This window comes from Virgibacillus proomii (assembly GCF_018916875.1).
In the GTDB taxonomy this organism is placed as follows: domain Bacteria; phylum Bacillota; class Bacilli; order Bacillales; family Amphibacillaceae; genus Virgibacillus; species Virgibacillus proomii_B.
Window position 1 is genome coordinate 40,185 of the sequence record NZ_JAHLNO010000005.1, and the last position, 26,710, is coordinate 66,894.

The window sequence follows — 26,710 nt, forward strand, 5'->3', positions numbered from 1 at the left end:
ACGGACTTGTATGAGAAAAAATAAAACAACTCACTTCATGGCAGGGATATTAATCATCTTATTTGTGGGCATTTTTCTCGTTTTATCGGGAAGGTTTTTATATATTCAAGCAACAGCAGAAGTGGATGGTGTTTCGTTGGAAGCCTGGGCGGACAAGCAACGCACCTCCGCTTATCCATTACCCGCTGAACGAGGTAAAATATATGATAGTAATAGAATGTTATTAGCATATGATAAGCCAACCTATCGCTTGTATGCCATATTAAGAGAAGATTATTCGGAAGGTGCAAAGAAGCCTAGACATGTAGTGGATCCGGAAGAAACGGCTAAAACATTAGCACCTTTATTGGATATGAAGGAAAGTGACATATTAGATCGATTACAGAAAGGGATTGAAAAGAAAAGCTTCCAAGTTGAATTCGGTACAAAAGGAAGAGGACTGTCCTTACAAAAAAAGGATGAGATTGCTGCATTGAACCTACCCGGGATCAACTTTGAAAAAGAAGCTGTGCGTGCATATCCTAATGGAACATTTGCTTCTCAAATTATTGGTTTTGCTAAGAAAATGGAAACTGGTAAAAAGAAAAAGCCACAGACACAAACCAAAGGCGTAACAGGTATTGAAAAGCAAATGGATAAGTATTTAAGCGGAAAAGATGGTTATATTTCTTTTCAACGAGATAAATATAATAAAAAACTGCTTCATCCAGAAGAGGCTGTGAAAAAACCAGAGAACGGAAAAAATATTTACTTAACAATTGATCAAAAAATACAAACATTGCTTGAGGATACGTTGTCTCAAGTAGAGGAAAAGTATGAGCCAGAGCGAATATCAGCTGTGGTCATGGATCCCAAAACAGGGAAGATCATCGCAATGGGTAATCGACCAAGCTACGATCCTAACAATCCGACAAAGGTTGAAAACTGGTACAATGATGTTATTTCAACTCCTTTTGAACCAGGTTCCACTATAAAGATGTTTACGTGGGCAGCTGCGATTGAAGAGGGTGTTTACAATGGAAATGAAGCTTATAAGTCTGGACAATACCAGCCAAATGAAAAAATTAAGCCTATTCGTGACCATAATGGCGGAAATGGGTGGGGAGCAATCTCTTACGATGAAGGTTTTGAACGCTCCTCTAACGTTGCTGCTTCAAAGCTGGTCTGGGAAAAAATCGGTTCTGACAAGTATCTAGAATATTTAAAAGCGTTCCATTTTGATCAAAAAACGAATATTGATTTACCTAATGAAGTGGCTGGCGAGATTTTGTATAATTGGCCCGCAGAAAAGCTAACTACTTCATTTGGACAGGGAACGACGATGACTCCGATCCAACAAATGAAGGCTGCTACAGCCCTAGCAAATGGTGGAAAAATGATGCAGCCATATATCATTGAAAAAATAATCGATCCTAATTCAAAGCAGGTAATTGAAGAAAAATCTCCGAAAGTAGTTGGTGAACCAATTTCAAAGAATACATCGCAGCAAATGCTGAAATTATTAGAGTCAGTAGTAAATGGAAAACATGGAACGGGGAAAAATTTTAAACTAGAAGATTATACGGTTGGAGGTAAGACCGGGACAGCTCAAATCCCTAATCCAAAGGGTGGTTATTTAATCGGTCATGAAAACTATGTGTTTTCCTTTTTAGGAATGGCCCCCATTGATAATCCTCAGTTAATGATGTATGTATCTGTAAAGCAGCCAAAACTTAAGCCGAAAAAAGATGGCTCCATCCCTAATGGCGCCGAACCTGTTTCGTTCATATTTAATAATGTCATGGAAAATGGCCTGCATTATTTAAATATTGATCCAGATAAACAAAATAAGACAAAAACAGAAGCAATAGCCATACCTAGTTTAATTGGCAAAGATGTTGATGAAATGAAAGACGTATTAACAAAACGAGGTTTACGGGTTACAACAACTGGAAAAGGGAAAATAGTAAAATGTAATGTAGCTGAGGGAGATAAAGTTCTACCAAATGGCCATATCTTCTTAGTAACAGAAAAACCGCAAATGCCAAACATCGTTGGCTGGTCATTTCGAGATGCTATGCAGTTTGCTCAACTGTTGGATTTAAAAACAGAAACATTTGGTAATGGTTATGTAGCGACACAGAATATTAAAACCGGGACTAAAATTAAGCCAGGTGACTATTTGGGGATTGAACTTGTTCCACTTAAAAAACAAAAGAATAACTAAGTCTTCATCGAAGTACCCCCTTATCTTCAGTCGAAGTGAAAAAGTATAAGGGGAACCAACTAAAATTCTTCTAAATTAATCTATGAAGAAGAAATAAAAGCCAAGGGTTTTATGTAAGAGAAACAGTGTTCTAATCCATCTTCAATGTTCATATAGTGGATACAAGCATGTCTTTAAAAAGGAGATGTAATATGAAACGTGTATCCGCTGTGACGACGAAGAAAAGGATTGTCGCTGTTTTTCTTATTGGTTTAGTCATTTTTCTCATCATCGATATTCGCTTAGGCTATGTACAATTTGTACTAGGTGATCAATTAATGGGACAAGCTACAGATTCATGGACAAGAAATATCGAATTTGAACCTGAACGGGGGAGGATTCTAGATGAAAATGGAGAGGTTCTTGCTGAGAATGTAACAGCACCCTCTGTTGTTGTTGTCCCTAGGCAGGTTAAAGAACCGAAAGAAACAGCAAAAAAACTAGCGGCTATTTTAGATATTTCTGAGGAGAAAGCATTGGAATATATTACAAGAAATGCTTCCAGTGTGAACATACACCCAGAAGGTCGAAAAATCAATGAAAAACAGGAAATGGCAATTCGCTCACTAAATATGGAAGGTATTTATTTAGCGAAGGATTCAAAAAGGCATTATCCATATGGTGATGATCTTTCCCATGTATTAGGCTTTGCAGGGATTGATAATCAAGGCTTAATGGGACTTGAATTATTTTATGATGAGCTACTAAATGGTGAAAAAGGAAGTTTATCATTTTATTCAGATGCTAAAGGAAGAAGATTAGATGATTTGGCTGATATCTACACACCGCCAAAAGATGGGTTAGACTTAAAAACAACGATCAATACGAAGGTCCAAACGATTATGGAAAGAGAGTTAGATTTAGTGGAATCCAAATATGATCCGGATGGTGCTATTGCTATTGCAGTTAATCCTAAAACGGGCGGTGTTCTTGGAATGACATCACGTCCTAATTTTCATCCGGAAAACTATCAAGAGGTAGATTCTACTATTTTTGACCGTAATTTACCAATTTGGAGTACGTATGAGCCGGGTTCTACTTTTAAAATTATAACACTGGCCGCAGCACTTGAAGAGGGAGTGGTAGATTTAACAAAAGATCATTACCACGATGATGGTGCTATTAAAGTAGGAGGAGCAAGACTACGTTGTTGGAAAAGTGGCGGACATGGGAGTCAGAATTATTTAGAGGTTGTGCAAAATTCTTGTAACCCGGGTTTCGTCAATCTTGGGCAAAAGCTTGGAGACGACAAGCTATTTTCATATATTCATAATTTTGGCTTTGGTAAGAAAACAGGGATTGATTTACAAGGAGAAGGAACTGGTATTTTATTTAAACCAGAAAATATTGGACCGGTTGAGTTAGCTACTACTTCCTTTGGTCAAGGTGTTTCTGTTACACCGATTCAACAAGTGATGGCTGTAGCAGCTGCTGTAAATGGCGGCTATTTGTATAAGCCATACATTGCAGATGAATGGATTGATCCGACAACTTCACAAGTTCAGCAGAAGGTAGAACCAACTTTAAAGAAAAGAGTTATCTCGCCTGAGACTTCAAAAGAAATCCGTCAGGCGCTAGAAAGCGTCGTGGCAGAAGGAACAGGACGTCCGGCTTATGTAGATGGTTACCGTGTGGGTGGGAAAACGGGAACTGCACAAAAAGTGGGGCCAGATGGTAGATATATGGAAAACAATTATATTGTATCATTTATTGGATTTGCACCAGCTAATGATCCAGAAATCGTCGTCTATGTAGCGGTTGATAATCCAAAAAATACTGTTCAATTCGGTGGAGTTGTAGCAGCTCCAATTGTAGGGACTATTATTGGCGATAGCCTCCGAGCAATGGATATCAAACCGCAAAAGGGAGGATTGGAAAAGGAATACCAGTGGCCAGAAGAGCCAAAAGTAGAAGTTCCTGACTTGGTTGGATTAAGAAAGAAAGAGTTAACGGAGTATATGACAAATTTGTCAGTAGAAACGAGTGGAGAGGGAGACTATATCGTTGATCAAGCTCCTAGTCCTGGAACAAAAGTTGAACAAGGATCTAAAATTAGAATTTATTTAGCGAAAAAAGATCGTTAAATAGATTTATATTTGCTATAATAGATAGGCAAAATAAAGAAGAGGGTTATACTACCCTCTTAAAAACGAATGTCACAAAGAATTATTATATAGTGAGAATTTAACAAGAAGAATGGGATGTTACAAATGAATTTAGAAGAATTAGTAAGCTGTTTACCTTTTTATCAAACAAACAAAAGTATCGACAACATTGATGTTACGAACATTGTGATGGACTCACGAAAAGTGGAGTCTGGCAATTTATTTGTTTGTATTGCTGGTTATACAGTCGATGGACATGATTTTGTTAAGCAGGCTGAACAAAAAGGAGCTGTTGCCATTGTCGCAGAAAAGCCGGTGGATTCAAAGCTTCCTACTATATTTGTTGCCGATTCCCATCGAGCCTTGTCGATGCTCGCTGTAAAGTTTTTTGAGAATCCAACAAGTAAACTTCCTTTAATCGGTGTAACTGGAACAAACGGTAAAACAACCGTAACATATTTACTGGAAGCTATCTTTCAATTAGCTGAGCGGAAAACCGGTGTTATAGGCACCATACACATGAAGATTGGAGAAAAAACGTATCCGGTTGTAAATACTACTCCAGATGCAATCATGTTGCAGCAATCATTTAAACATATGTTGGACGAAGGAGTAGACCAGGCAATTATGGAGGTTTCTTCTCATGCACTTGTGCAAGGTAGAGTCCATGGCTGTGATTATGATATGGCTATATTTACCAATATCTCCCAAGATCATTTAGATTTTCATAAAGATATGGATGAGTATTTACGAGCAAAAAGTCTGTTATTTGCTCAACTGGGAAATAATTATACGGAAGAAAAACTAAAATTTGCGATTATTAATGAAGATGAAGCAGCAAGTAAAGTATTAAAAGAAAGCACTGCACAGCAAGTCATTACGTACGGTATTAATAAACCAAGTCAAGTGATGGCAACTGGTATTAAATTAGGAGCTAGAGGGATCCATTTTCAGCTGCAAACCCCAGTTGGCAATATACATATTAAAAGTAAACTGATGGGGAAATTTAATGTTTATAATATGCTGGCAGCGAGTGCAGCCGCAATAGCCGTAAACATTCCACTTTCGGTTATTCAAACAGCTTTTCAGCAAATCGAAGGCGTGAATGGACGGTTTGAGCCAGTTAATGAAGGTCAGCCATTTGCAGTAATTGTTGATTATGCACATACCCCGGACTCGTTGGAAAACGTCTTACAAACGGTGAAGGAGTTTGCCGCTGAACGTGTATTTGTAGTTGTTGGTTGTGGAGGAGATCGGGATCGGACGAAGCGGCCAATAATGGCAAAAATAGCGGCTGAATATGCAGATAAAGCAATTCTAACCTCTGATAATCCAAGAACTGAAGATCCACAGGCGATTCTAGATGATATGATTAGTGGATTATCACAAGATTCCACATATGAGGTGATTGTTGATCGTAAGGAAGCTATTTATGAAGCGGTCCATCAAGCAGCACCTGGAGATATTATCGTTATTGCTGGAAAAGGTCATGAAACATATCAGCAGATTGGTCATACAAAACATGATTTTGATGATCGAAAAGTTGCCCGTGCAGCAATTTTAGCGAAGGAGAATAAATGATGTTTACGGTAAAATGGCTTTCGCAAGTATTGCCAGACTATAAGGGAAATATAATTGGTCAATCGATTCAAGGAGTTTACACGGATAGTCGTGAGACAATGACAAATGGTTTATTTGTCCCTATTATTGGTGAACGCTTTGATGGACATCAGTTTGTCGACCAAGCAATTACGAATGGAGCAATTGCAGTTATATGGGATAAGGAAAAAAAACTACCGGAAACGATACCTGAATATATTACGGTCTTTAAGGTTGATAATACGTTGACAGCCCTTCAAACCTTAGCGTCAGAATATCGCAAATTGGTTGATCCAATTGTGATTGCTGTCACGGGTTCCAATGGCAAGACCACAACGAAAGATATGGTTGCAGCAATTTTAAAAACAACGTACAAGACCCATTATACAGCTGGTAATTTTAATAATCATATTGGTTTGCCATTAACTATTTTGTCAATGCCGAAAGAAACAGAAGCATTGGTTGTTGAAATGGGAATGAGCCACTCTGGGGAGATTCAATTATTATCCACCATCGCAAAGCCTGATTATGCTATTATCACAAATATCGGTGAATCACATATCGAATTTTTAGGTTCTAGGGAAAATATTGCCAAGGCTAAACTGGAAATACTAGCAGGACTGAGTAAAACAGGTACATTAGTAATCGATGGGGATGAACCGTTATTAAGTCATCTGCACCATCATGATTATGTAAAAACATGCGGTTTTACAGCGGGGAATGATATACAAATTACTTCATCAGTATTAAAGCAAGAACAAACCGTATTCCAAATACTTGATGGCTCCACTTATACAATCCCCTTTTTAGGAAGTCATCATGCTAAGAATGCTGCTTTGGCAATTACTATAGGCAAATGCTTAAATATACCAACAGAAAAAATCCAAACAGCGTTTGATTCTATCACGAAAACAGGCATGCGATTTGAAAAACGAATTGGAAAAAATGGCGTTACGATTATTAACGATGCATACAATGCTTCTGCAACATCGATGAAAGCTGCCATTCAGGTTGTTAAACAAATGGGCGGGTTTTCGGAAAGGGTATTAGTGCTAGGAGATATTTTAGAACTGGGAGTTTATTCTGAAGCTATACATCGATCTATTGTAGAAGTAATTGATAAACCAATTACAAAAGTTTGCACATTTGGTAAAGCTGCTAAATATATTACAGAGGCGATGAATGAGCAGAATAACCCGGTTCCTGCAGAACATTACTCAACCAAACAAGCTTTACTCAAAGCGCTGAAACCTCATTTACATGAAAAAGCAATTATTTTATTTAAAGCTTCTAGAGGGTTGAAGTTTGAAGTATTAATAACTGAGTTGAATCAGTCTATATAGTCGGGCGGTTTCGTACAAGGAGGAATAATAATGAATTTTTCTGTGTTATTTATAACCATGGCAATCGCATTCTTAATTACCGTCCTTTTATCTCCTATTTTTATTCCATTTTTAAGACAATTGAAGTTTGGACAAAGTATTAGGGAAGAAGGACCTAAATCCCATATGAAAAAGACTGGAACACCAACGATGGGTGGTATTATGATTGTTTTTAGCATTGTCATAACCTCTCTGATTATGGCATGGAAAACAAATCCAGTCGGTGTTAGCTATGAACTGTGGATTTTATTGTTTGTTCTCGTGGGATATGGTCTGTTAGGGTTTTTAGATGATTTTATTAAAATTATAAAAAAACGTAATCTTGGCTTGACCTCAAAACAAAAGCTGCTAGGACAATTAATTATTGCGCTTATTGTATTTTTTGTCTTACGATATCAAGGATTTCCAACGTATATTTCTATTCCAGGTACAACCATTCAGTTGGAATTAGGCTGGGGTTACGCTCTTTTAATTATATTTATGCTCGTTGGTTCATCGAATGCAGTAAATTTAACAGATGGTTTGGACGGGTTACTGGCAGGAACTGCAGCCATTGCGTTTGGTGCCTTTGGAATCTTAGCTTGGTATGGCTTCCCCCAAAATGAGGTAACTATTTTTGCATTAGCTGTGGTCGGAGCATTACTGGGCTTTCTTGTGTTCAATGCACATCCTGCTAAAGTGTTTATGGGAGATACAGGTTCGTTAGCATTAGGAGGAGCGATTGCTGCCGTTGCGATTTTGACCAAACTAGAGATCATTCTAGTCATCATTGGCGGTGTGTTTGTCATTGAAACACTTTCTGTGATTATTCAAGTAATATCATTTAAAACAACTGGAAAAAGGGTGTTTAAAATGAGCCCATTACATCATCATTATGAGCTTTTAGGCTGGTCAGAATGGCGCGTCGTGACAACCTTTTGGCTAGTGGGGCTTGTTTTTGCAGCTTTAGGAATTTATATTGAGGTGGGCTTAAATTGACAAGGCTAAAAAATTTTCCCTATAACCATATTCTTGTTTTAGGATTAGCAAAAAGCGGCACTGCTGCCGTAAGAGTTTTGTTACAACATGGAAAAAAAGTACGTGTAAATGATCAAAAGGCAGTAGCAACCGATTCAGAGGTAAAGAAACTAAAAGAGATGGGCGCAGATATGATACTCGGCTCCCATCCTATTTGTGTGCTTGATGGAATTGAAATCATTGTGAAAAATCCGGGAATTAATTATGAAAACCCAATTATAAAAGAAGCGATAGAACGTCAGATTCCAATTATTACAGAAATTGAGATAGCTGCCCAGCTAACGGATGCTCCGATCATCGGTATAACAGGCTCAAATGGGAAGACAACGACGACAACGTTAACAACAGAAATGTTAAAAAAAAGTAATCAGGCTGTTAAAGTTGCGGGAAATATAGGGATCGTTGCGACTGAAATAGCTGAAAACTTAGTAGAAAATGAAAGGTTAGTTTTAGAATTATCTTCCTTTCAGCTGATGGGAGTTGATAAGTTTAAACCAAAAATTGCCGTCTTACTTAATATATTTGAAGCACATCTAGATTATCATAAAACCTTTGAGAACTATAAACAGGCAAAGTTTAATATATTTAAAAATCAAACTGAAGACGATTTTCTTGTATATAATGGGAATGATAAAAACATCATAGAAGAGATTGAGAAATGCAAAGCAACAAAAATTCCTTTTTCTGTAAAAGAACAGCTTGCTAACGGAGCTTGGATGGATGAAAATTCCATTTACTTTAAAGATGAAAAGATTATGGATCGAATCGATATTGCCTTATTAGGTGAGCACAATTATGAAAATATTTTAGCTGCAGTGGCAGCTGCTAAATTAAGTGGTGCTACAAATGAAGGAATTCGAACCGTTTTATCTATGTTTACTGGGGTAAAACATCGCTTGCAATTTGTCGGTAATTTCCATGAACGCTTGTTTTATAACGATTCCAAAGCCACGAATATTTTAGCTACGCAAAAGGCATTATCAGCTTTTGAACAACCAGTTATTTTATTAGCGGGTGGTTTAGATCGTGGCAATGAATTTACGGATTTACTTCCATATATGAAGCATGTGAAAGCATTAGTATTATTTGGCGAAACGGCAAATAAATTAAAAGAAATAGGTAAAAAAGCAAATATTCCTGTTATTCGGTTAACAGAAAATGTTCAATCAGCAGTCCAAATTGCTTTTGAAATTTCTCAAGAGAAAGATATTATTTTGTTATCACCAGCATGTGCCAGCTGGGATCAATATCGAACATTTGAAGAAAGAGGAGACATGTTTATACAAGCTGTGCATACATTAGTATAGGGGCTTGTTTAAAATAAAATAATTAAAGTTCATGTTCAAAAAAGAGGATAAAAAGGCTTAAGGTCTGCTAAACTGGCAGGCGTCCTTGAAAAATCAAAGCGCTTTGATTTTTCAAGGATGTTGATCACAAAGACGTTGCAACATGACAAGGAAAGCTACGTCAGCGACGCATCGCACGCTGAAAAAGCGTTCTTCTTTTTCAAGGACATGGAAAGCTACAACAGCGATACATCGCGGTTTTTTAAGGACAAGAAAAGCTACATCAGCGTCGCAGCGCACGAAGAAAAAGCGCTCCTTGAATGAAGTTCCACTTTATCTCGTCAGAAGTTCTCCAGTTTGTATGTCACAGGATGAGTACTCCAGCTTTTGTTCTCCTGTCACAGCGCTGATACTAGCACGTCCAATGTGTCTATGTTCGAATGCAGTTAGAAACATGGGATACGGAGAAATTCGAATCGTTATTTACCGTCCTTTTTGAACATACTTTAAAAAAATTACTTTTTAAACACCCCCTAGCAATCTTGTAAAGTGGGGTGTTATTTTGCTTACAAAAAAGAATAATGCACCTTATTCTTCTCCTGATTACATTTTGATAGGTGTTATTGTTGCTTTATTAATTATTGGCATCGCCATGGTTTACAGTTCTTCATTTGTATGGGCAGAATATAAATTTAATGATGCGTGGTATTATGTAAAACGTCAAGCTCTGTTTGCAGGTGCTGGAATGATAGCGATGATTTTTACCATGAATCTTCCATATACGACATGGAAAAAATATGCCAAATTGATTCTGCTGCTTTGTTTTAGCTTATTATTACTTGTTTTGATACCAGGAATTGGTATGGTACGAGGTGGTGCACAAAGTTGGATTGGAATTGGCGCATTTAGCATTCAGCCTTCTGAGTTTATGAAGTTAGGCTTAATTATATTTTTAGCTACCTATCTATCGGTAAACCAAAAATATATTACATCGTTAAGGAAGGGCTTCTTTCCGTCTCTTTTATTGGTTTTTACAGCTTTTGGTTTAATTATGCTTCAACCTGATTTAGGAACAGGCATGGTGCTTGTATTAACTTGTATGGTCATGATATTTACTGCTGGAGCTAGGTTGTCACATTTTTTTGGACTGGCTGCTGTTGGACTAGCTGGATTTATTGCACTAATTGCATCAGCTCCATATCGGATTAGTCGAATTACCGCTTTTCTTAATCCGTGGGAAGATCCTTTAGGTGACGGATTTCAAATTATTCAATCTCTATACGCAATCGGTCCAGGAGGTTTAATGGGACTTGGATTTGGGGAAAGCTTGCAGAAGTTTTTTTATTTACCAGAGCCACAAACAGATTTCATTTTTGCTATTTTAGGAGAGGAACTAGGCTTTATCGGCGGAACCGCTGTTCTCTTGTTATTTTTTCTGTTGTTATGGCGCGGAATTAAAATAGCGCTTGAAGCACCCGATAGTTTTTCTCGCTTTTTAGCATTGGGTATTGTTTCGATGCTGGCAATTCAGGCGATGATTAATATTAGTGTTGTTATCGGATTGATCCCTGTAACTGGGATTACACTTCCTTTTTTGAGCTATGGTGGTTCTTCTTTAACGTTAATCTTATGTTCTGTTGGTATTTTGTTAAATATTAGTAGATACACAAAAATATAGAATTCACCAGACGCCTGTAAAATAAACTTGTTGGATAATCATAAGTAACAAAGCTCCTAAACATATTTATCCCACATCTAAGGTGCTGTAAGACTCCTACTTCAAAGTTATACAGAATACGAAGAAGTCTAAGTGAATGATAATGGGTACCTGATTTCCGAATCCGTTTAATTAAGATTCAGTAGGGGATGAAGGAAGCCCTTCACTGAATGAAATTTACTTGACCATGAAACTATAAAGATTAGCGAATTTTCAGCCTGTTTTAGTCTTAAAAAGAAGTATAAAGCTAATCTAAATATTATAGCTTGAAAAACTTGATTTTACCTAAGTCCTACTACATGTTTCAAGGGTGAATATGATATACTCATAGTAACAAGCTGAAATGGCATATTTATGCCATTTCTTGTTGTTAATTTAAGATAAAGGAAGAAATGGAGATGGAAAAAAAGAAAATTGTTTCTATTGAAGACCGTATCCCAAAATTGAAGCAGGCAAGGAAAAAAAAGGCAAATCGGCGGTTGCTATTTTATCTGTCTATTTTTTTCATCTTAATTTCCATCATCGTTTATTTACAATCTCCATTAAGTCATATACGTACGATTCACGTAAAGGGCAACACGTTTTTAAACGATGAGTCGGTCATTAAACAAAGCAACTTAACAAACAATCAAAATATCTGGACAATTGATAAAAAAGCTAGTGAAAAAGCGTTAGAAGAAAATCCCATCATTGCTTCTGCTAAAGTTAATCGAAAATTACCTTGGACTGTTTCGATTACAATCAAGGAATATGAACGTGTTGGTTATTTGCAACAGGAAACAAACTATTTTCCAATATTAGGCAATGGTACAGTACTTCAAAGTATGAAGCAAACATCATATAATGGAGACGCACCCTTAATCATAGGGTTTAATAAAGAAGAATATTTACATAGAATGACGAAGGAATTAGAACAGCTATCTCAAACAATAAGAAAGTTGATTTCTGAAGTTCATTGGACACCAACAGAGGAAAATCAGAATAAGATTACCTTATATATGAATGATGGTTTTTTAGTTGACGCCAGTATTCAAAACTTTGCCGAAAATATGAAAATCTATCCTTCTATCGTGACGCAATTGGACGACGATAGTAAAGGCATTATTCATATTGGTGCAGGTGCATATTTTGAATCGTTTAACAAAAAGAATTCGGCTAACTCTCAAGATGAATAATATCATTTTCTGCTCGGTAGAAAGTCATAATTTCTATATACCATACGAAATAATTTAATACAATCATCATCAAAGAATAGGTTTGATTTTTTAAAAAAATACTGAAAAATAAAGGAAATTCATGGTTTTATGTGGAATATCCTATATAATATTTTATTTTTATTAATTCGATGACGATAGATGATATAGAGAAGTTGTTTTTTTACACAGCTTCTGAATTTTAGGGGGGCTTTACTTTGAACAACAGTGAAGTTTTAGTAAGTCTTGATATAGGTACAACAAAAATTAAAGTTATTATAGGTGAGGTTTTAAATGATTCATTAAATATTATCGGTGTTGGAACTGCAAAATCCAATGGAATGAAGAAAGGAGCAATCATAGATATTGATGAGACCGTTCAATCGATCCGCAATGCTGTAGAACAAGCGGAAAGAATGGTTGGTATGCAGATAGATCGGGTTATCGTTGGTATTAACGGAAATCATATTCAGTTGCAGCCATGTCACGGCGTTGTAGCCGTTCAGAGTGAAGATAGGGAAATTACGAATGAGGATGTTACTCGAGTGATTGATGGAGCGCAAGTAATGTCTATTCCTCCAGAGCGTGAAATTATTGATGTTATTCCAAAACAATTTATTGTCGATGGATTAGATGAAATAAATGATCCGCGAGGTATGATTGGTGTTCGTTTGGAAATGGAAGGAACCATTATTACATGCTCAAAAACTATTCTACATAATATTTTAAAATGTGTAGAGCGTGCTAATCTTCAAGTAGCTGATATTTGTCTTCAACCTCTTGCTGCTGGAGCGATTGCACTGTCAAAAGATGAAAAAAATATGGGTGTTGCATTAATTGATGTAGGCGGTGGATGTTCTACAGTTTCTATCTTCGAAAATGGTCATCTAGCTTCAACCAGTGTTGTTCAGTTAGGTGGGGACAACATAACGAAAGATCTTTCCATTGGTTTACGAACTTCTACAGAAGAAGCTGAAAATGTGAAATTAAATCATGGACATGCCTTCTATGACCATGCTCTAGAGGAGGAAGTCTTTGATGTTTCCATCATTGGCAGCAATTCGAAACAGACTTCAAATCAATTAGAAATAGCCGATATAATTGAAGCAAGAATGGAAGAAATCTATGCATTTGCTGAAAGAGAAATAAGAAGAATGGGCTATCATGAATTACCAGGTGGTTATGTTCTAACCGGAGGCACCATGGCAATGCCTGGAGTGTTGGAGCTGGCTCAAGATCTATTTCAAGCTAATGTTCGGATCGCTATACCAGATTATATAGGTGTACGTGAACCACAATTTACAGCAGGCGTAGGAATCTTGCAATTTGCGTATAGGAATGCGAAAATACAAGGAAAAGAATTATTTCCAACCTTCATCCCAATGGGAAATGAACCAAAACGAGTGAAAAAACAAGTAAATTCACATGAAACAACAGAAAAGAAGAAAAAAGAATCTGGAATTGCTAATTTGTTTAAGTATTTTTTTGATTAACAAATAATCTAACCTTGTAAAAATACGGTAGTTTATCAATAATAGAAACCTCTTAACCAATTAGCTTCTAGAACGCTTGTAATTTTGCATATTAGGAGGAACGAGTTATGTTGGAATTTGATACGAGTATGGAAGAGTTAGCAACAATAAAAGTAATAGGGGTTGGTGGCGGAGGTAACAATGCTGTTAACCGAATGATTGAGCACGGAGTCGAAGGTGTTGAGTTTATCACTGTTAATACAGATGCACAAGCTTTGAATCTATCAAAAGCGGAATTAAAAATACAAATTGGTGCCAAACTTACAAGAGGGTTAGGAGCGGGTGCTAATCCGGAAGTAGGAAAGAAAGCGGCTGAAGAAAGTAAAGAGCAACTGGAAGAAGTGCTTCAAGGTGCTGATATGATTTTTGTGACTGCGGGAATGGGTGGTGGAACAGGTACGGGTGCTGCTCCAGTTATTGCTCAAATCGCTAAAGATCTTGGAGCATTGACGGTAGGAGTTGTAACACGTCCTTTCTCATTTGAAGGAAGAAGGCGTTCTACCCAAGCAATTTCCGGTATTGAAGCTCTTAAAGGTAGTGTTGATACACTAATTGTTATACCGAATGACCGACTGTTAGAAATTGTAGATAAAAACACCCCAATGTTAGAGGCGTTTCGTGCAGCCGATAATGTATTACGTCAAGGTGTGCAAGGTATTTCTGACTTGATCGCTAAGCCCGGCCTGATTAACGTGGATTTTGCGGATGTAAAGACAATTATGTTTGATAAGGGTTCTGCTTTAATGGGAATCGGTGTTGCTACTGGTGAGACAAGGGCAACCGAGGCTGCTAAAAAGGCTATTTCTTCACCATTATTGGAGACTTCTATAGATGGGGCACAAGGTATTTTAATGAATATTACTGGTGGAACGAATTTAAGCCTCTATGAAGTACAAGAAGCGGCTGATTTAGTAACTTCTGCTGCTGATAATGAAGTTAACGTCATTTTTGGTTCAGTTATTAATGAAAACTTAAAGGATGAAATTATAGTTACCGTCATAGCTACAGGATTTGACGAATCAAATAAAAAAGTAGAGCAACAACCTAAGCAGCAGCGGTCCATAATGAACCAGCATGCAGCAACCCGTGCTAATGATGAAGTTCCGTCAAGAAGAGAAAGAGATCATGAGTCTCAACAACGCGCTGCACAAGAGGAAGATACGTTAGATATCCCAACGTTTTTAAGAAATCGTAATCGTAACCGAAAACGCTAAATAAATAAGCTCTATAATTGAATTTTTCGTCACATCATAGATGGATACGTTATTTTTAAATAAGCATACAGGAAATGGATGATGAATTACTTCCTAGTAACTTTAGCTTTTGTAAACTAGCAACTGTTCACAAATTTAAAATGTACCTATAGATAAGGACATTTTATTTAGTGAATGGTTGCTTTTTTGTACTATAGGAAAGTATAAAGTTTTTTGGGTTTATAGTATAAGAAAAACTACAGCTTTCGCTAAAGACTTGGCGAGAAGCCAAGTTTTTCTAATGTTTGCCACTGGTTCGTCTGTAGCATCCGAGCTGTTTCCCAGCATGGAAGGAAATCAAAAGCCAGTTACTCTGTTCATTTCCTGTTATTATCTTATATACTTCAAATTGTTACATACTTAACCTAATAGTTAGTTTGGAACAAACGTATCTAGTCCCGACAAACACTCCAATAACTCGGTAAAACTAGTCATAATTGCCGTACAGGATATGACAGACTTTGCTAGTTTCCTTAGGTATACTAGAATCACTATGGAAGATGGCAAGCATTAAAGATATGGAAAGGGAGGAAATTTGTGAAGATTTATTTGGATGCAATCTGGGCGCTTAATTTTTTGCTAGATCTTATGTTGTTATTGCTAACCCAGGCATTAGCTAGAGATGCTACGAGGAAACGCCGTATAGTTGCCGGAGGTTTTATTGCATCCTTACTTGTTCCCATTTCCCTATATTTTTCTGATTCTTTTTTTATAAGTTTTCCGGGAAAAATATTATTTTCTGCAATTATTATTACAACTGCTTTTGGTTATCAGAATATTTATCGCTGGTCTAAATTGTTATTATTATTCTATTTTGTAAGTTTTGCCATTGGAGGTGGTTTAATCGGCATCCATTTTTTGTTACAACGTCCATTTAGTCAGGGTAGCAATGGATTTTTAACCTATAATAGTGGGTTTGGAGATCCCGTTAGCTGGCTCTTTATCATCACTTGCTTTCCGATTGTATGGTTGTTTACTAAATCCCGTATGGACAAGCACGTAAGCGAAAAAATAAGATACGATCAGCTAACTCCTGTAACCATTCGAATGAGGGGAAAAAGTTATTCATCGACTGGATTTATTGACAGCGGCAATCAATTAACAGATCCATTAACAAAAAAGCCGGTCATTTTATGTGATGAAGTCTTTTTAAAACAATGGTTTACGGATGAAGACTGGCTACGGCTCAAGCAGTGCTACCAATCACTACAGGTGCATGACTTACCGAAAGAGTGGGAGAAATATATGCAATTGGTTCCTTATCAAGGAGTAGAAGGAAGGAGTATGTTTTTGTTTACACTTCGTCCTGATCAATTAATTATTTATTATGGAGAAAAGCGAATTGAAACAAGCAAAGTTTTAATCGGTATTCAATTTGGTCGTTTAACTAAGGATGCCAGTTACCATTGTTTGTTGCATCCACAAATAATTCATTCAGCAACTATTTATACTGCTTAAAGGAGAGATAAGGTTGAGGACAATCAAATTACGCTTGCGTTTATGGTGGTATAAACTACAAATCAAACTTGGATTAAAATCAGATGAAATTTATTATATTGGCGGCAGTGAAGCACTTCCGCCACCACTCACTAAAGAAGAAGAACAGGAATTATTAGGATTATTACCAAAAGGAGATAAATCGGCTCGGGCAATATTAATTGAGCGCAACTTAAGATTAGTCGTCTATATTGCTCGAAAATTTGAAAATACAGGTATTAATATTGAAGATCTAATTAGTATTGGCACGATTGGCCTTATTAAAGCAGTGAATACATTTAATCCCGAGAAAAAAATAAAACTAGCGACATATGCGTCCAGGTGCATTGAAAATGAAATCTTAATGTACTTACGCCGAAATAATAAATTAAAATCAGAGGTTTCCTTCGATGAGCCATTAAATATAGATTGGGATGGGAATGAATTATTATTATCGGATGTACTAGGAACGGATGAAGATATTATTACAAGAGATTTAGAATCTGACGTGGATAAAAGCTTATTAAGAAAAGCATTATCTCAGCTTAATCCTCGAGAAAAACAAATTATGGAACTGCGTTTTGGTCTTGTTGGCGAAGAAGAAAAAACCCAAAAAGATGTTGCAAATATGTTGGGGATTTCTCAGTCTTATATTTCCCGATTAGAGAAAAAAATTATTCGCCGACTAAAAAAAGAATTTAATAAAATGGTCTAGCCTTGTTGTTGTAAGTTTTCATATGTTGTTAAGGATTAGATAGAAATTTCCTTGTGCATAAAAACCCTTCCAGAGGGAGATACTGTCCATGAACAGCATCACCAACTGGGAGGGTTGAACATAGATGACAAGACATAAAGTTGAAATATGTGGTGTTGATACATCCAAGCTGCCCGTATTGAAAAATGAAGAAATGCGGGAGCTATTTAAGAAAATGCAACAAAATAATGATTTATCAGCTCGAGAAGAGTTGGTCAATGGAAATCTACGGTTAGTTTTAAGTGTGATACAACGATTTAATAATCGCGGCGAACATGTGGATGACTTATTTCAAGTAGGTTGTATCGGATTAATGAAATCAATTGATAATTTTGATTTATCCCATAACGTGAGATTTTCTACTTATGCTGTTCCGATGATTATTGGGGAAATCAGAAGATATTTGCGAGATAATAATCCAATTCGCGTATCAAGATCTTTAAGAGATATTGCTTATAAAGCATTACAAGTAAGAGAAAAACTGATAAGCAAATCTTCTAAAGAACCAACACCCATGGAGATTGCGGAGGAAATGGGGATACCCCACTCGGAGATTGTGTTTGCACTAGATGCAATTCAAGATCCGGTATCATTATTTGAGCCAATTTATAATGACGGTGGTGATCCTATCTATGTAATGGATCAAATTAGCGATGACAGTGATAAGGATTCCACATGGTTGGACAAATTATCGTTAAAAGAGGGGATGCATCAATTAAATGAGCGAGAAAAGATGATTTTAAATAAGCGCTTTTTTCAAGGAAAGACACAGATGGAAGTAGCAGAGGAAATTGGTATTTCCCAAGCTCAAGTGTCGCGATTGGAGAAAGCTGCTATCAAACAAATGAATAAGCAAATGTTCGAATAGAAGAACGTTTCAACGTGTTCACGAGGAGGAAAACAGTTTGTTTCCTCCTTTTTGGGCTGTCCAGAAACTAGAGCGTCCAATCTGTAGCAAACTTCAATCTTCCTCCTACGATAGTTAATACCGGCTTGATCTAAAGGAAGGCTGACTAAAAAGCGGGCTTACCGCTAAAGGCGTCGGCATACCTGTTTTTGAGGCATGCGAATGCAAGTGAGACGTATTACTCTCATTTAAAAATCTGCTTAAATTATTTTATGGGGCTCCTAAATCCTGATTCGTTTAGGTTAATAGGACAAGGAACAACCACGACAGCAATACACCGCCACGCAGAAAAAGTGCTTTCCTTTCAAGGATACCTTCCGAACTTAACCTTTGATCTACTCTTTTTAGAAGAAAAGTACTCCTTGAATTTCACTTTTTATCATAGAAGATTTGCCGTTTGTACGCTCGCTAACCGACCATTTTTAGCTTTTGTTATGTTCATAAGTTTTTACAATGTTACTAACAAAATATTTATATGTTTAAGTCTGAAATAGGACAAATAATACTTTACTTATGCATATACATGAGTATTAGGTGAGGTGAGAGCAATGGTAAAATTATCAGAATTACAAGTAAAAGAAATTATCATTATTGACAGTGGACGAAAGTTAGGGCATATCCATGACTTGGAGATCGATACGGATCGTGGAAAAATAGTAGCAATTATAGTTATTCCTCGTGATAAAAAAACGTCTTTATTTGGAAAAACAGAAGAAATAATTATTCATTGGGAGCAAATTATACGTATTGGTTCTGATGTTATTTTAGTAAAAGATGTCGATAAACCTAAGCTATATTCCGAAACGGTTCCTCGTGGACAAAAGTAGCTATACTATGTTATCAAAATCGACCTTCTATTTTAGGATATTATCTAGCCTTCGATCAACCATGATAGTCTGAAATAAAGCTGACTTTAAACTTAATATTCTCGAGGTACAAACTATTTTCTTTATAGAAATTAAAAACAGTGTGTTTTTATGTTAAAATAATAATCAATGCAGCTTCTAATGGAGGTGTGAAATTGAGTGCAGTATTTAAACAAAAGGAGACAACCTATTTACATATAGAAAAGTGGAAGCAATTAAACGCTGACGTCATCGCTGGATTTACAACGAGAAATGGCGGTATTAGCAAACCGCCATTTCATTCGTTGAATACCGGACTTCATGTAAAAGATGTAACTATAGATGTTGTTGAAAACAGAAAAATTATTGCCTCGGAAATAGGCGTCCCACTTAGTAACTGGGCTTGTGCTGAACAGACTCACCAAACGAATGTACATATTGTGACAGATTTGGATAAGGGCAAGGGTGCAATGGATTATTCATCCTCAATCAAAGCAACGGATGGGCTGATTACAAATAAACCGGGTATTTTATGTACGGCAGTTTTTGCCGATTGTGTGCCTTTATTTTTTTATGATCCAATTACATCTTATATTGGAATTGCTCATGCCGGATGGAAAGGAACGGTAAACAAAATGGCTTCACAGATGGTACAAGCTTTTGAAGCACAAGGTGTGGAGCCGAGTGATTTGTTAGTAGCGATTGGACCATGTATTTCCAAACGTTATTATGAAGTGGATCAACGGGTGGTTAGACATATTCCAGAGTATTATCGGGAAAAAGTTGTTTTTCCAAAAGAGAATAATCGATTTTTATTCGATATGAAACAGCTGCATGTAGAAATTCTTTTACAAGCTGGGGTATTACGTAATAATATAGAGGTAACAGATTATTGTACATATCGCGATGAAACACTATTTTTCTCACATCGCAGAGATCATGGTGAAACAGGGCGAATGTTAGGTTTTATTGGCTTATTGCCATGATTATACGAGAGGAGAGAATTGGGTATCATGGATGTAGCAAGTAATTTACAGACAATCAAGCAAAATATCAGCGAGGCTTGTAAAAATAGTAATCGAAATCCACAAGATATTACGATTATTGCAGTGACAAAATATGTTACAATAGAACGAACAGAAGAAACAATTCAAGCTGGGATAACAGATATTGGCGAGAACCGTTTGGAAGGCTTTCAAGAAAAGTATCATTACTTTAAAGAGCGAGCGAAATGGCATTTTATTGGAACTTTGCAATCTAGAAAGGTGAAAGAAATCATCGATCAGATTGATGTACTGCATTCTTTAGACCGATTGTCCTTAGCTAAAGAAATAAACAAGCGTGCAAGTAAGCAAATAGAATGTTTTGTGCAAGTAAATGTTAGCGGAGAATCGTCAAAGCATGGTTTAAAACCAGAGGAACTACTGCCATTTCTAGAAAAACTAAAAGCGTACCCAAAAATTCATGTTGTTGGACTGATGACAATGGCTCCACACATTGATGATAAAACGAAACTACGTTCTATCTTTCGTGAATTAGCTCAATTACGGGTTCAAGTTCAAAGAAAGCAATATGCTTATGCCCCGTGTAATTTCCTATCTATGGGAATGAGTAATGACTACTCAATTGCTATTGAGGAAGGTGCTACTCATGTTCGGATTGGAACAAATTTAGTAGGGTGAGGTGTTGGAATGAGCATTAAGAACAAAATTAAAAATTATTTTACGATGGAAGATGAATACGAGTATGAATATGTCGATGCCAATGAGTTTGAAGTGGAACAAAAACAAGTAACAGATAAAAATAAGAATGTCGTTAATCTTACCAGCGTAAATAACCCCACTTCTAAAGTTGTATTATGTGAACCAAGGACGTATAGTGAAGCACAGGAAATTGCCGATAATATCGTCAATCGACGTGCAGTTATCATTAATTTACAACGTGTTGATAATCAGCAAGCAAAGCGAATTGTTGATTTTCTAAGCGGAACGGTGTACGCGATTAATGGCGATATTCAAAAATTGGGAGCTAAAACATTTCTCTGTACACCAGACAATGTAAATATTACAGGAACAATTACAGATACCCTGGAAGATGAATTTGAAAAAGGATGGTAGTCATACATGGTTGAGTTATTTAGGATATTGAATTTAGCATTAAACGCTTATTCGTATGCGATTATTATTTATATTTTTATGTCCTGGTTTCCTGGTGCCCGAGAATCCACCTTTGGAGAAATATTAGGGAAGATTTGCGAGCCTTACCTCGAACAATTTCGGAGATTTATTCCACCATTGGGGATGATCGATTTTTCGCCGATTGTTGCCATATTTGTATTGTACCTTGCACGAATCGGGTTACTGGAATTTTTTAACATGATTATTTATTAAACCAACATCAAATGGCGTTAATATAATAAGTGATTGACCGATATAGCCATACTGGTTACAAATTATTAGCTTTTAGTGGCAGTGTTAGCTTGTAAGAAAACGTAATAGACCAGAATTTTGATAGCGGCTAACTTTTTTATACTATAGGAAAGTATAAAACTTTAGGGTTTATAGTATAAGAAAAACGATAGCTTTCGCTACTAAGCCAAGTTTTTCTAATATTTTTATGATACGTGCAAACGAGCAGGTGGCGTTTTTTATTTAAAAATGAACCTTTTGGGAGTTTCAACATGCAATTATACCAACATTTTCGTAAAGAGGAAGAAACGTTTATTGATCTAGTTTTATCATGGAAGGAACAAGTAGAGCGCACCTTCCAACGAAAGCTCACTGACTTTTTGGATCCTCGTGAACAGCAGATCGTTAAGATGTTAATTGGTTCTAAGGATAGTGATTTACAACTGAGATTTGATGGAGGACATCCATATACAGAACGAAAGCGGGTAGTTATTGCCCCTTTTTATGAAGAACTAAAGGAAGTGGACAGCGAGCTTTGTTTATTACAAGCAAGTTTTCAAACAAAATTTGTCTATTTAACTCATCGTGATGTAATGGGAGCATGCTTATCACTTGGAGTTAAACGAAAAAAGCTTGGTGATATGGATGTCAGTGACGGTAACGTGCAAATCATTGTTGCTTCTGAAATAGTCCCTTACGTGATGACGAACTTAACCATGATTAAACATGCAAGAATCCAGCTTAAAGAGCGACCACTGACAGAATTAACGATCGTAAAGCCAAACTGGATGGAACAAGAAACAACAATTGCTTCTTTACGACTGGATGTAGTCGTAAAAGAAATCTACCGAGTCTCGAGAAAAGAAGCTGTTGGCTATATAAATAAGCAATATGTCAAAGTCAATCATAAATTAGTAGATGATGCTGCTTTCATATTGCAGGAAGGAGATATGCTTTCCGTAAGAGGAAAGGGAAGAAGTAAATTAATGCAAATTAAAGGGCGTACGAGAAAAGATAAGGTAAAAGTAACATTTGCAAGGTTAAAATAATATTGTTTTTGCAGGAATTAAGTCTTTTTTGTCGAATTAAATAATGTATGATTAATTTGTAAAAGTATGTTACTGATATTTTTAATATAATATATGGAGCAATTAGTAAAACTAGGAGGTGGCTATATTGCCATTAACACCATTGGATATTCACAATAAGGAATTTACCAGAAGATATCGCGGGTATGATCAAGATGAAGTAAATGCATTTCTAGATCAAGTAATTAAAGATTATGAAATGGTTATTCGTGAGAAAAAGGATTTACAAGAGCAAGTAGAACATTTACAAGAGAAGCTTGGTCATTTTACCAATATTGAAGAAACACTTAATAAATCGATTCTTATTGCTCAGGAAACAGCTGAAGAAATAAAAGGGAACGCAATGAAAGAATCAAAGTTAATTATTAAAGAAGCCGAAAAAAATGCGGATCGTATTATTAACGAAGCATTAACAAAATCACGTCGAATTTCGATGGATGTAGAAGAGTTGAAAAAGCAAGCTAAGGTATTTCGTACCCGATTAAAAATGCTCGTTGAAGCACAACTAGAAATGATTGAAACTGATGATTGGGATCAACTATTTGACACAGCTTTAAATGAAGATCTTGAATTGGAAGAAAGTGAAACGTAAGCCTTGACGTTAACTTGGATTTTACATATAATTCATAACACAGATATACTTTTCGCTAAAAATCGAGATTTATCGAATTTTACTTAAAATGGAAATAAAAAGCATAGATAGAGACAGTACAAAAGCGGATTGTTGCTTAAGCGAATCAGGGGTTGGTGAGAGCCTGATGCAGACTAGCTTTTAGAAGATCACTCTTGAGCTGTCATTATGAAGAAAGTAGTAATGACCGGGTTATTCCCGTTATAAATATCGAGTGAATATGGAGGCGAACCATATTTATAAGGGTGGTACCGCGAGTCTTCTCGTCCCTTTTGGGATGGGGAAGGCTTTTTTGTACGTTAAGATAATAAAAACTAGAAATTTCCTGCGTTAAAAGCCGGTATAAAAAATTATTAAACTGGATGAAGGGCTTTACAATGGAAGCCTTTTTCGATAGATAGTTTAAGGAGGAAACAAGATGGATTATAAAAATACGTTATTAATGCCAAAAACTGCATTCCCTATGCGAGGTAATTTACCTAATAAAGAACCAATTCGTCAAGCGGAATGGGAAGAGAAAAATTTATACCAAAAAAGCTTAGAGCGGACAAAAGGTCGCCCAGCTTTTATTTTGCATGATGGGCCTCCTTATGCAAATGGTGATTTGCATATTGGTCATGCGCTTAACAAAATATTAAAGGATTTTATTACTCGTTATAAATCAATGACGGGGTATTATGTACCTTATGTACCTGGTTGGGATACGCACGGATTACCAATTGAAACAGCTTTAACAAAGAAGAAAAAAATTAACCGTAAAGAAATGAGTGTTGCGGAATTTCGTAAGTTATGTGCAGAATATGCACTGGAACAGGTTGATAATCAACGTGATCAGTTTAAAAAGCTAGGGATTCGTGGCGATTGGGATAACCCGTATATTACGTTAACAAAAGATTATGAAGCGGCACAAATAAAAGTTTTTGGAGAAATGGCGAAAAAGGGATATATATATAAAGGCTTAAAACCGGTGTATTGGTCTCCTTCTTCAGAATCAGCCCTTGCGGAAGCAGAAATTGAATATTATGATAAACGATCCCCATCTATTTATGTTGCTTTTGAAGTAACAGATGGCAGGGGATTACTGGAAACTGGCGATAAAATTGTTATTTGGACAACAACTCCTTGGACTATACCTGCTAACTTAGGTATTTGTTTACATCCGGAATTAGAGTATGTAGTAGTAGCTGTTCATGGTGAAAAATACGTCGTTGGCCAAGCATTATTAGAAATGGTAGCGGAAGAATTAGAATGGAAGGATTATCAAATTGTTAAAATGTTCCGTGGTGAAAAGGCGGATCGCATCGTTGCAAGACATCCATTCTATGATCGTGATTCACTTGTGATGTTAGGTAATCATGTTACAACAGATGCCGGTACTGGTTGTGTTCATACAGCTCCTGGTCATGGGGAAGATGATTTCTATGTAGCAAAACAATATGGAATTGAAGCTTTATGTCCAGTTGATGAAAAAGGTGTATTTACCGAGGAAGCGCCAGAATTTACAGGATTATTCTATGATAAAGCAAATAAAGTAATAACAGAAAAACTGGAAGAAGTCGGTGCTTTACTAAAACTACAATTTATTACTCATTCCTATCCGCATGATTGGCGGACGAAAAAGCCGACTATTTTCCGGGCAACTGCTCAATGGTTTGCCTCTATTAAAGATTTCCGGCAAACGATTTTGGATGAAATCAAAAAGATTAATTGGTATCCGCAATGGGGAGAAACTCGTTTATACAATATGGTTCGTGATCGTGAGGATTGGTGTATCTCACGTCAACGTACATGGGGCGTACCAATTCCAGTAATTTATGCTGAAGATCAAACACCAATGATTACAGATGAGACGATTACCCATATTTCAAATCTTTTCAGGGAGCATGGATCTAATATTTGGTTTGAATGGGATGCAAAAGATTTATTGCCGGAAGGTTTTACATCGGAGCACAGTCCAAATGGTATTTTCACAAAAGAGACAGATATAATGGACGTTTGGTTTGATTCAGGGTCATCACATGAGGCTGTTTTAATGGGTAGAGAAGATCATTTTCGCCCTGCAGATATTTACTTGGAGGGAAGTGATCAATATCGCGGCTGGTTTAATTCTTCGTTGTCTACCGCTGTTGCAGTAACTGGAAAAGCACCTTATAAAACAGTTATCAGTCACGGTTTTGCGTTGGATGGCGAAGGACGAAAAATGAGTAAGTCATTAGGAAATATAATTCAGCCTGCAAAAGTTCAAAAGCAGCTTGGTGCAGATATTTTACGGCTTTGGGTTTCATCGGTTGACTATCAAGCGGATGTACGTATTTCTGATGATATTTTGAAACAAATCTCTGAAGCATATCGTAAAATTCGTAATACGATTCGGTTTATGCTAGCTAATCTTGGAGATTTTAATCCATCTACCGATCGCATTCCATATGCGGAGTTAGAGGAAGTAGATAAATATATGCTGCATCGCTTTAAGAAGGTAGTAACAGATGTAAGAAACAGCTATGAAACTTATGAGTTCTCTCCTGTTTTTCATCAAATTCATAATTTCTGTGCGGTAGATTTAAGTTCATTTTATTTGGATTTTGCAAAGGATATCCTTTATATAGAGGCTACTGATAATAAGCGTAGACGTAGTATTCAAACGGGTTACTATGAAATTTTGACCACGCTTGTTAAATTGCTGACACCGATTATTCCGCATACAGCAGATGAAGTATGGGAATACATTCCTGAAACTGAAGTAGAAAGTGTTCAATTAACAGATATACCCGCCCCTGAGGAAATGCCGGATTTTCAAGAGATTGCAGAGAAATGGGATCATTTTATGCTTGTACGTGACGATGTATTAAAAGCGTTAGAAGAAGCGAGAAATGAAAAGGTAATTGGAAAATCGCTTGAAGCAAAGCTTATCATTATGCCAAAAGATGGACAAACGAAACAGGTATTGGAAACTATTGATGACCTTCATCAATATTTAATTGTTTCTGAAGTAGATTTGGTTCAAAAACTTGATGACGGGAAAAAATATACGTATGTTGACGTTCGTGTAAACAAACATTCTGGTGAAAAATGTGAACGTTGTTGGGTAGCTTCTCATACAGTTGGAGAAGTGAGTGAACATCCAACGCTTTGCTCTCGTTGTGCAACGATCGTCAAGGAGAATAATCTCGCTTAATGATAAAAAGGTTAAATTCCGGACCAGGGAATTTAACCTTTTTGAGTGTCTGGGAACCTAAATTCGTTTCTACATGGTGGATAACTTTTTTGAAAAA

At 36.5% G+C, this 26,710-nt stretch carries 22 protein-coding genes and 1 other annotated feature; all 22 genes read left to right on the plus strand.

All coding sequences use genetic code 11. The features are described 5' to 3' along the window. Positions 1 to 10: 10 nt before the first annotated feature. The 22 genes from KQI21_RS03895 (at position 11) to ileS (ending at position 26,613) form a co-directional block, all read left to right on the plus strand. Entirely contained in the window at positions 11 to 2,206 is a 2,196-nt protein-coding gene (locus tag KQI21_RS03895; RefSeq protein ID WP_216482732.1) for a PASTA domain-containing penicillin-binding protein, read from the plus strand. Positions 2,207 to 2,397: 191 nt separating this feature from the next. Next, the gene (locus KQI21_RS03900; RefSeq protein WP_216482733.1) at positions 2,398 to 4,329 is read left to right on the plus strand and encodes a stage V sporulation protein D; all 1,932 of its coding nucleotides are present in this window, start codon (positions 2,398 to 2,400) and stop codon (positions 4,327 to 4,329) included. A gap of 126 nt (positions 4,330 to 4,455) precedes the next feature. Beyond that, on the plus strand, positions 4,456 to 5,931 hold the full coding sequence (locus KQI21_RS03905) for a UDP-N-acetylmuramoyl-L-alanyl-D-glutamate--2,6-diaminopimelate ligase (protein WP_216482734.1): 1,476 nt from the start codon (positions 4,456 to 4,458) through the stop codon (positions 5,929 to 5,931). Further along, on the plus strand, positions 5,931 to 7,292 hold the full coding sequence (locus KQI21_RS03910; RefSeq protein ID WP_309245497.1) for a UDP-N-acetylmuramoyl-tripeptide--D-alanyl-D-alanine ligase: 1,362 nt from the start codon (positions 5,931 to 5,933) through the stop codon (positions 7,290 to 7,292). Before KQI21_RS03905 ends, KQI21_RS03910 begins: the two co-directional genes overlap by 1 nt. A gap of 30 nt (positions 7,293 to 7,322) precedes the next feature. Next, a complete protein-coding gene (gene mraY, locus KQI21_RS03915) occupies positions 7,323 to 8,309 on the plus strand; it encodes a phospho-N-acetylmuramoyl-pentapeptide-transferase (protein WP_216482736.1) in 987 nt (328 codons plus the stop codon). Next, entirely contained in the window at positions 8,306 to 9,655 is a 1,350-nt protein-coding gene (murD, locus tag KQI21_RS03920; RefSeq protein ID WP_216482737.1) for a UDP-N-acetylmuramoyl-L-alanine--D-glutamate ligase, read from the plus strand. Before mraY ends, murD begins: the two co-directional genes overlap by 4 nt. 117 nt (positions 9,656 to 9,772) lie before the next feature. Beyond that, a complete protein-coding gene (locus tag KQI21_RS03925) occupies positions 9,773 to 9,958 on the plus strand; it encodes a hypothetical protein (RefSeq protein WP_216482738.1) in 186 nt (61 codons plus the stop codon). A 238-nt stretch (positions 9,959 to 10,196) separates the two neighbouring features. Continuing rightward, positions 10,197 to 11,312 carry a stage V sporulation protein E gene (gene spoVE / locus KQI21_RS03930; protein WP_216482739.1) on the plus strand — a complete coding sequence of 372 codons (1,116 nt, stop codon included), beginning with the start codon at positions 10,197 to 10,199 and terminating at the stop codon, positions 11,310 to 11,312. Between the two features lie 437 nt (positions 11,313 to 11,749). Next, positions 11,750 to 12,526, plus strand: coding sequence for a cell division protein FtsQ/DivIB (locus tag KQI21_RS03935; protein WP_216482740.1), 777 nt, complete (start codon positions 11,750 to 11,752; stop codon positions 12,524 to 12,526). A 236-nt stretch (positions 12,527 to 12,762) separates the two neighbouring features. Further along, a complete protein-coding gene (gene ftsA / locus KQI21_RS03940) occupies positions 12,763 to 14,037 on the plus strand; it encodes a cell division protein FtsA (RefSeq protein WP_216482741.1) in 1,275 nt (424 codons plus the stop codon). 107 nt (positions 14,038 to 14,144) lie between these two features. Beyond that, positions 14,145 to 15,290 (plus strand): cell division protein FtsZ, encoded by a 1,146-nt coding sequence (ftsZ, locus tag KQI21_RS03945; protein WP_216482742.1) that lies wholly within the window; start codon positions 14,145 to 14,147, stop codon positions 15,288 to 15,290. Between the two features lie 576 nt (positions 15,291 to 15,866). Further along, entirely contained in the window at positions 15,867 to 16,787 is a 921-nt protein-coding gene (gene spoIIGA, locus KQI21_RS03950) for a sigma-E processing peptidase SpoIIGA (RefSeq protein ID WP_216482743.1), read from the plus strand. Positions 16,788 to 16,800: 13 nt separating this feature from the next. Beyond that, the gene (gene sigE, locus KQI21_RS03955) at positions 16,801 to 17,520 is read left to right on the plus strand and encodes an RNA polymerase sporulation sigma factor SigE (protein WP_077320338.1); all 720 of its coding nucleotides are present in this window, start codon (positions 16,801 to 16,803) and stop codon (positions 17,518 to 17,520) included. 124 nt (positions 17,521 to 17,644) lie between these two features. Continuing rightward, positions 17,645 to 18,427 (plus strand): RNA polymerase sporulation sigma factor SigG, encoded by a 783-nt coding sequence (sigG, locus tag KQI21_RS03960; RefSeq protein WP_077320339.1) that lies wholly within the window; start codon positions 17,645 to 17,647, stop codon positions 18,425 to 18,427. 587 nt (positions 18,428 to 19,014) lie between these two features. Continuing rightward, positions 19,015 to 19,293 (plus strand): YlmC/YmxH family sporulation protein, encoded by a 279-nt coding sequence (locus tag KQI21_RS03965; protein WP_216482744.1) that lies wholly within the window; start codon positions 19,015 to 19,017, stop codon positions 19,291 to 19,293. A 194-nt stretch (positions 19,294 to 19,487) separates the two neighbouring features. Next, on the plus strand, positions 19,488 to 20,297 hold the full coding sequence (pgeF, locus tag KQI21_RS03970) for a peptidoglycan editing factor PgeF (RefSeq protein WP_216482745.1): 810 nt from the start codon (positions 19,488 to 19,490) through the stop codon (positions 20,295 to 20,297). 27 nt (positions 20,298 to 20,324) lie between these two features. Then, complete coding sequence (locus tag KQI21_RS03975) at positions 20,325 to 20,993, plus strand: YggS family pyridoxal phosphate-dependent enzyme (protein ID WP_216482746.1); 669 nt, start codon at positions 20,325 to 20,327, stop codon at positions 20,991 to 20,993. A 9-nt stretch (positions 20,994 to 21,002) separates the two neighbouring features. After that, complete coding sequence (locus KQI21_RS03980) at positions 21,003 to 21,428, plus strand: cell division protein SepF (protein WP_216482747.1); 426 nt, start codon at positions 21,003 to 21,005, stop codon at positions 21,426 to 21,428. A 6-nt stretch (positions 21,429 to 21,434) separates the two neighbouring features. Further along, a complete protein-coding gene (locus tag KQI21_RS03985) occupies positions 21,435 to 21,701 on the plus strand; it encodes a YggT family protein (RefSeq protein ID WP_216482748.1) in 267 nt (88 codons plus the stop codon). Between the two features lie 290 nt (positions 21,702 to 21,991). Beyond that, positions 21,992 to 22,768 (plus strand): YlmH family RNA-binding protein, encoded by a 777-nt coding sequence (locus tag KQI21_RS03990; protein ID WP_216482749.1) that lies wholly within the window; start codon positions 21,992 to 21,994, stop codon positions 22,766 to 22,768. A gap of 127 nt (positions 22,769 to 22,895) precedes the next feature. Then, entirely contained in the window at positions 22,896 to 23,399 is a 504-nt protein-coding gene (locus KQI21_RS03995) for a DivIVA domain-containing protein (protein WP_216482750.1), read from the plus strand. Between the two features lie 95 nt (positions 23,400 to 23,494). Next, positions 23,495 to 23,712: a binding site (T-box leader), on the plus strand. 144 nt (positions 23,713 to 23,856) lie between these two features. Beyond that, on the plus strand, positions 23,857 to 26,613 hold the full coding sequence (ileS, locus tag KQI21_RS04000) for an isoleucine--tRNA ligase (protein WP_216482751.1): 2,757 nt from the start codon (positions 23,857 to 23,859) through the stop codon (positions 26,611 to 26,613). Positions 26,614 to 26,710: the final 97 nt, after the last annotated feature.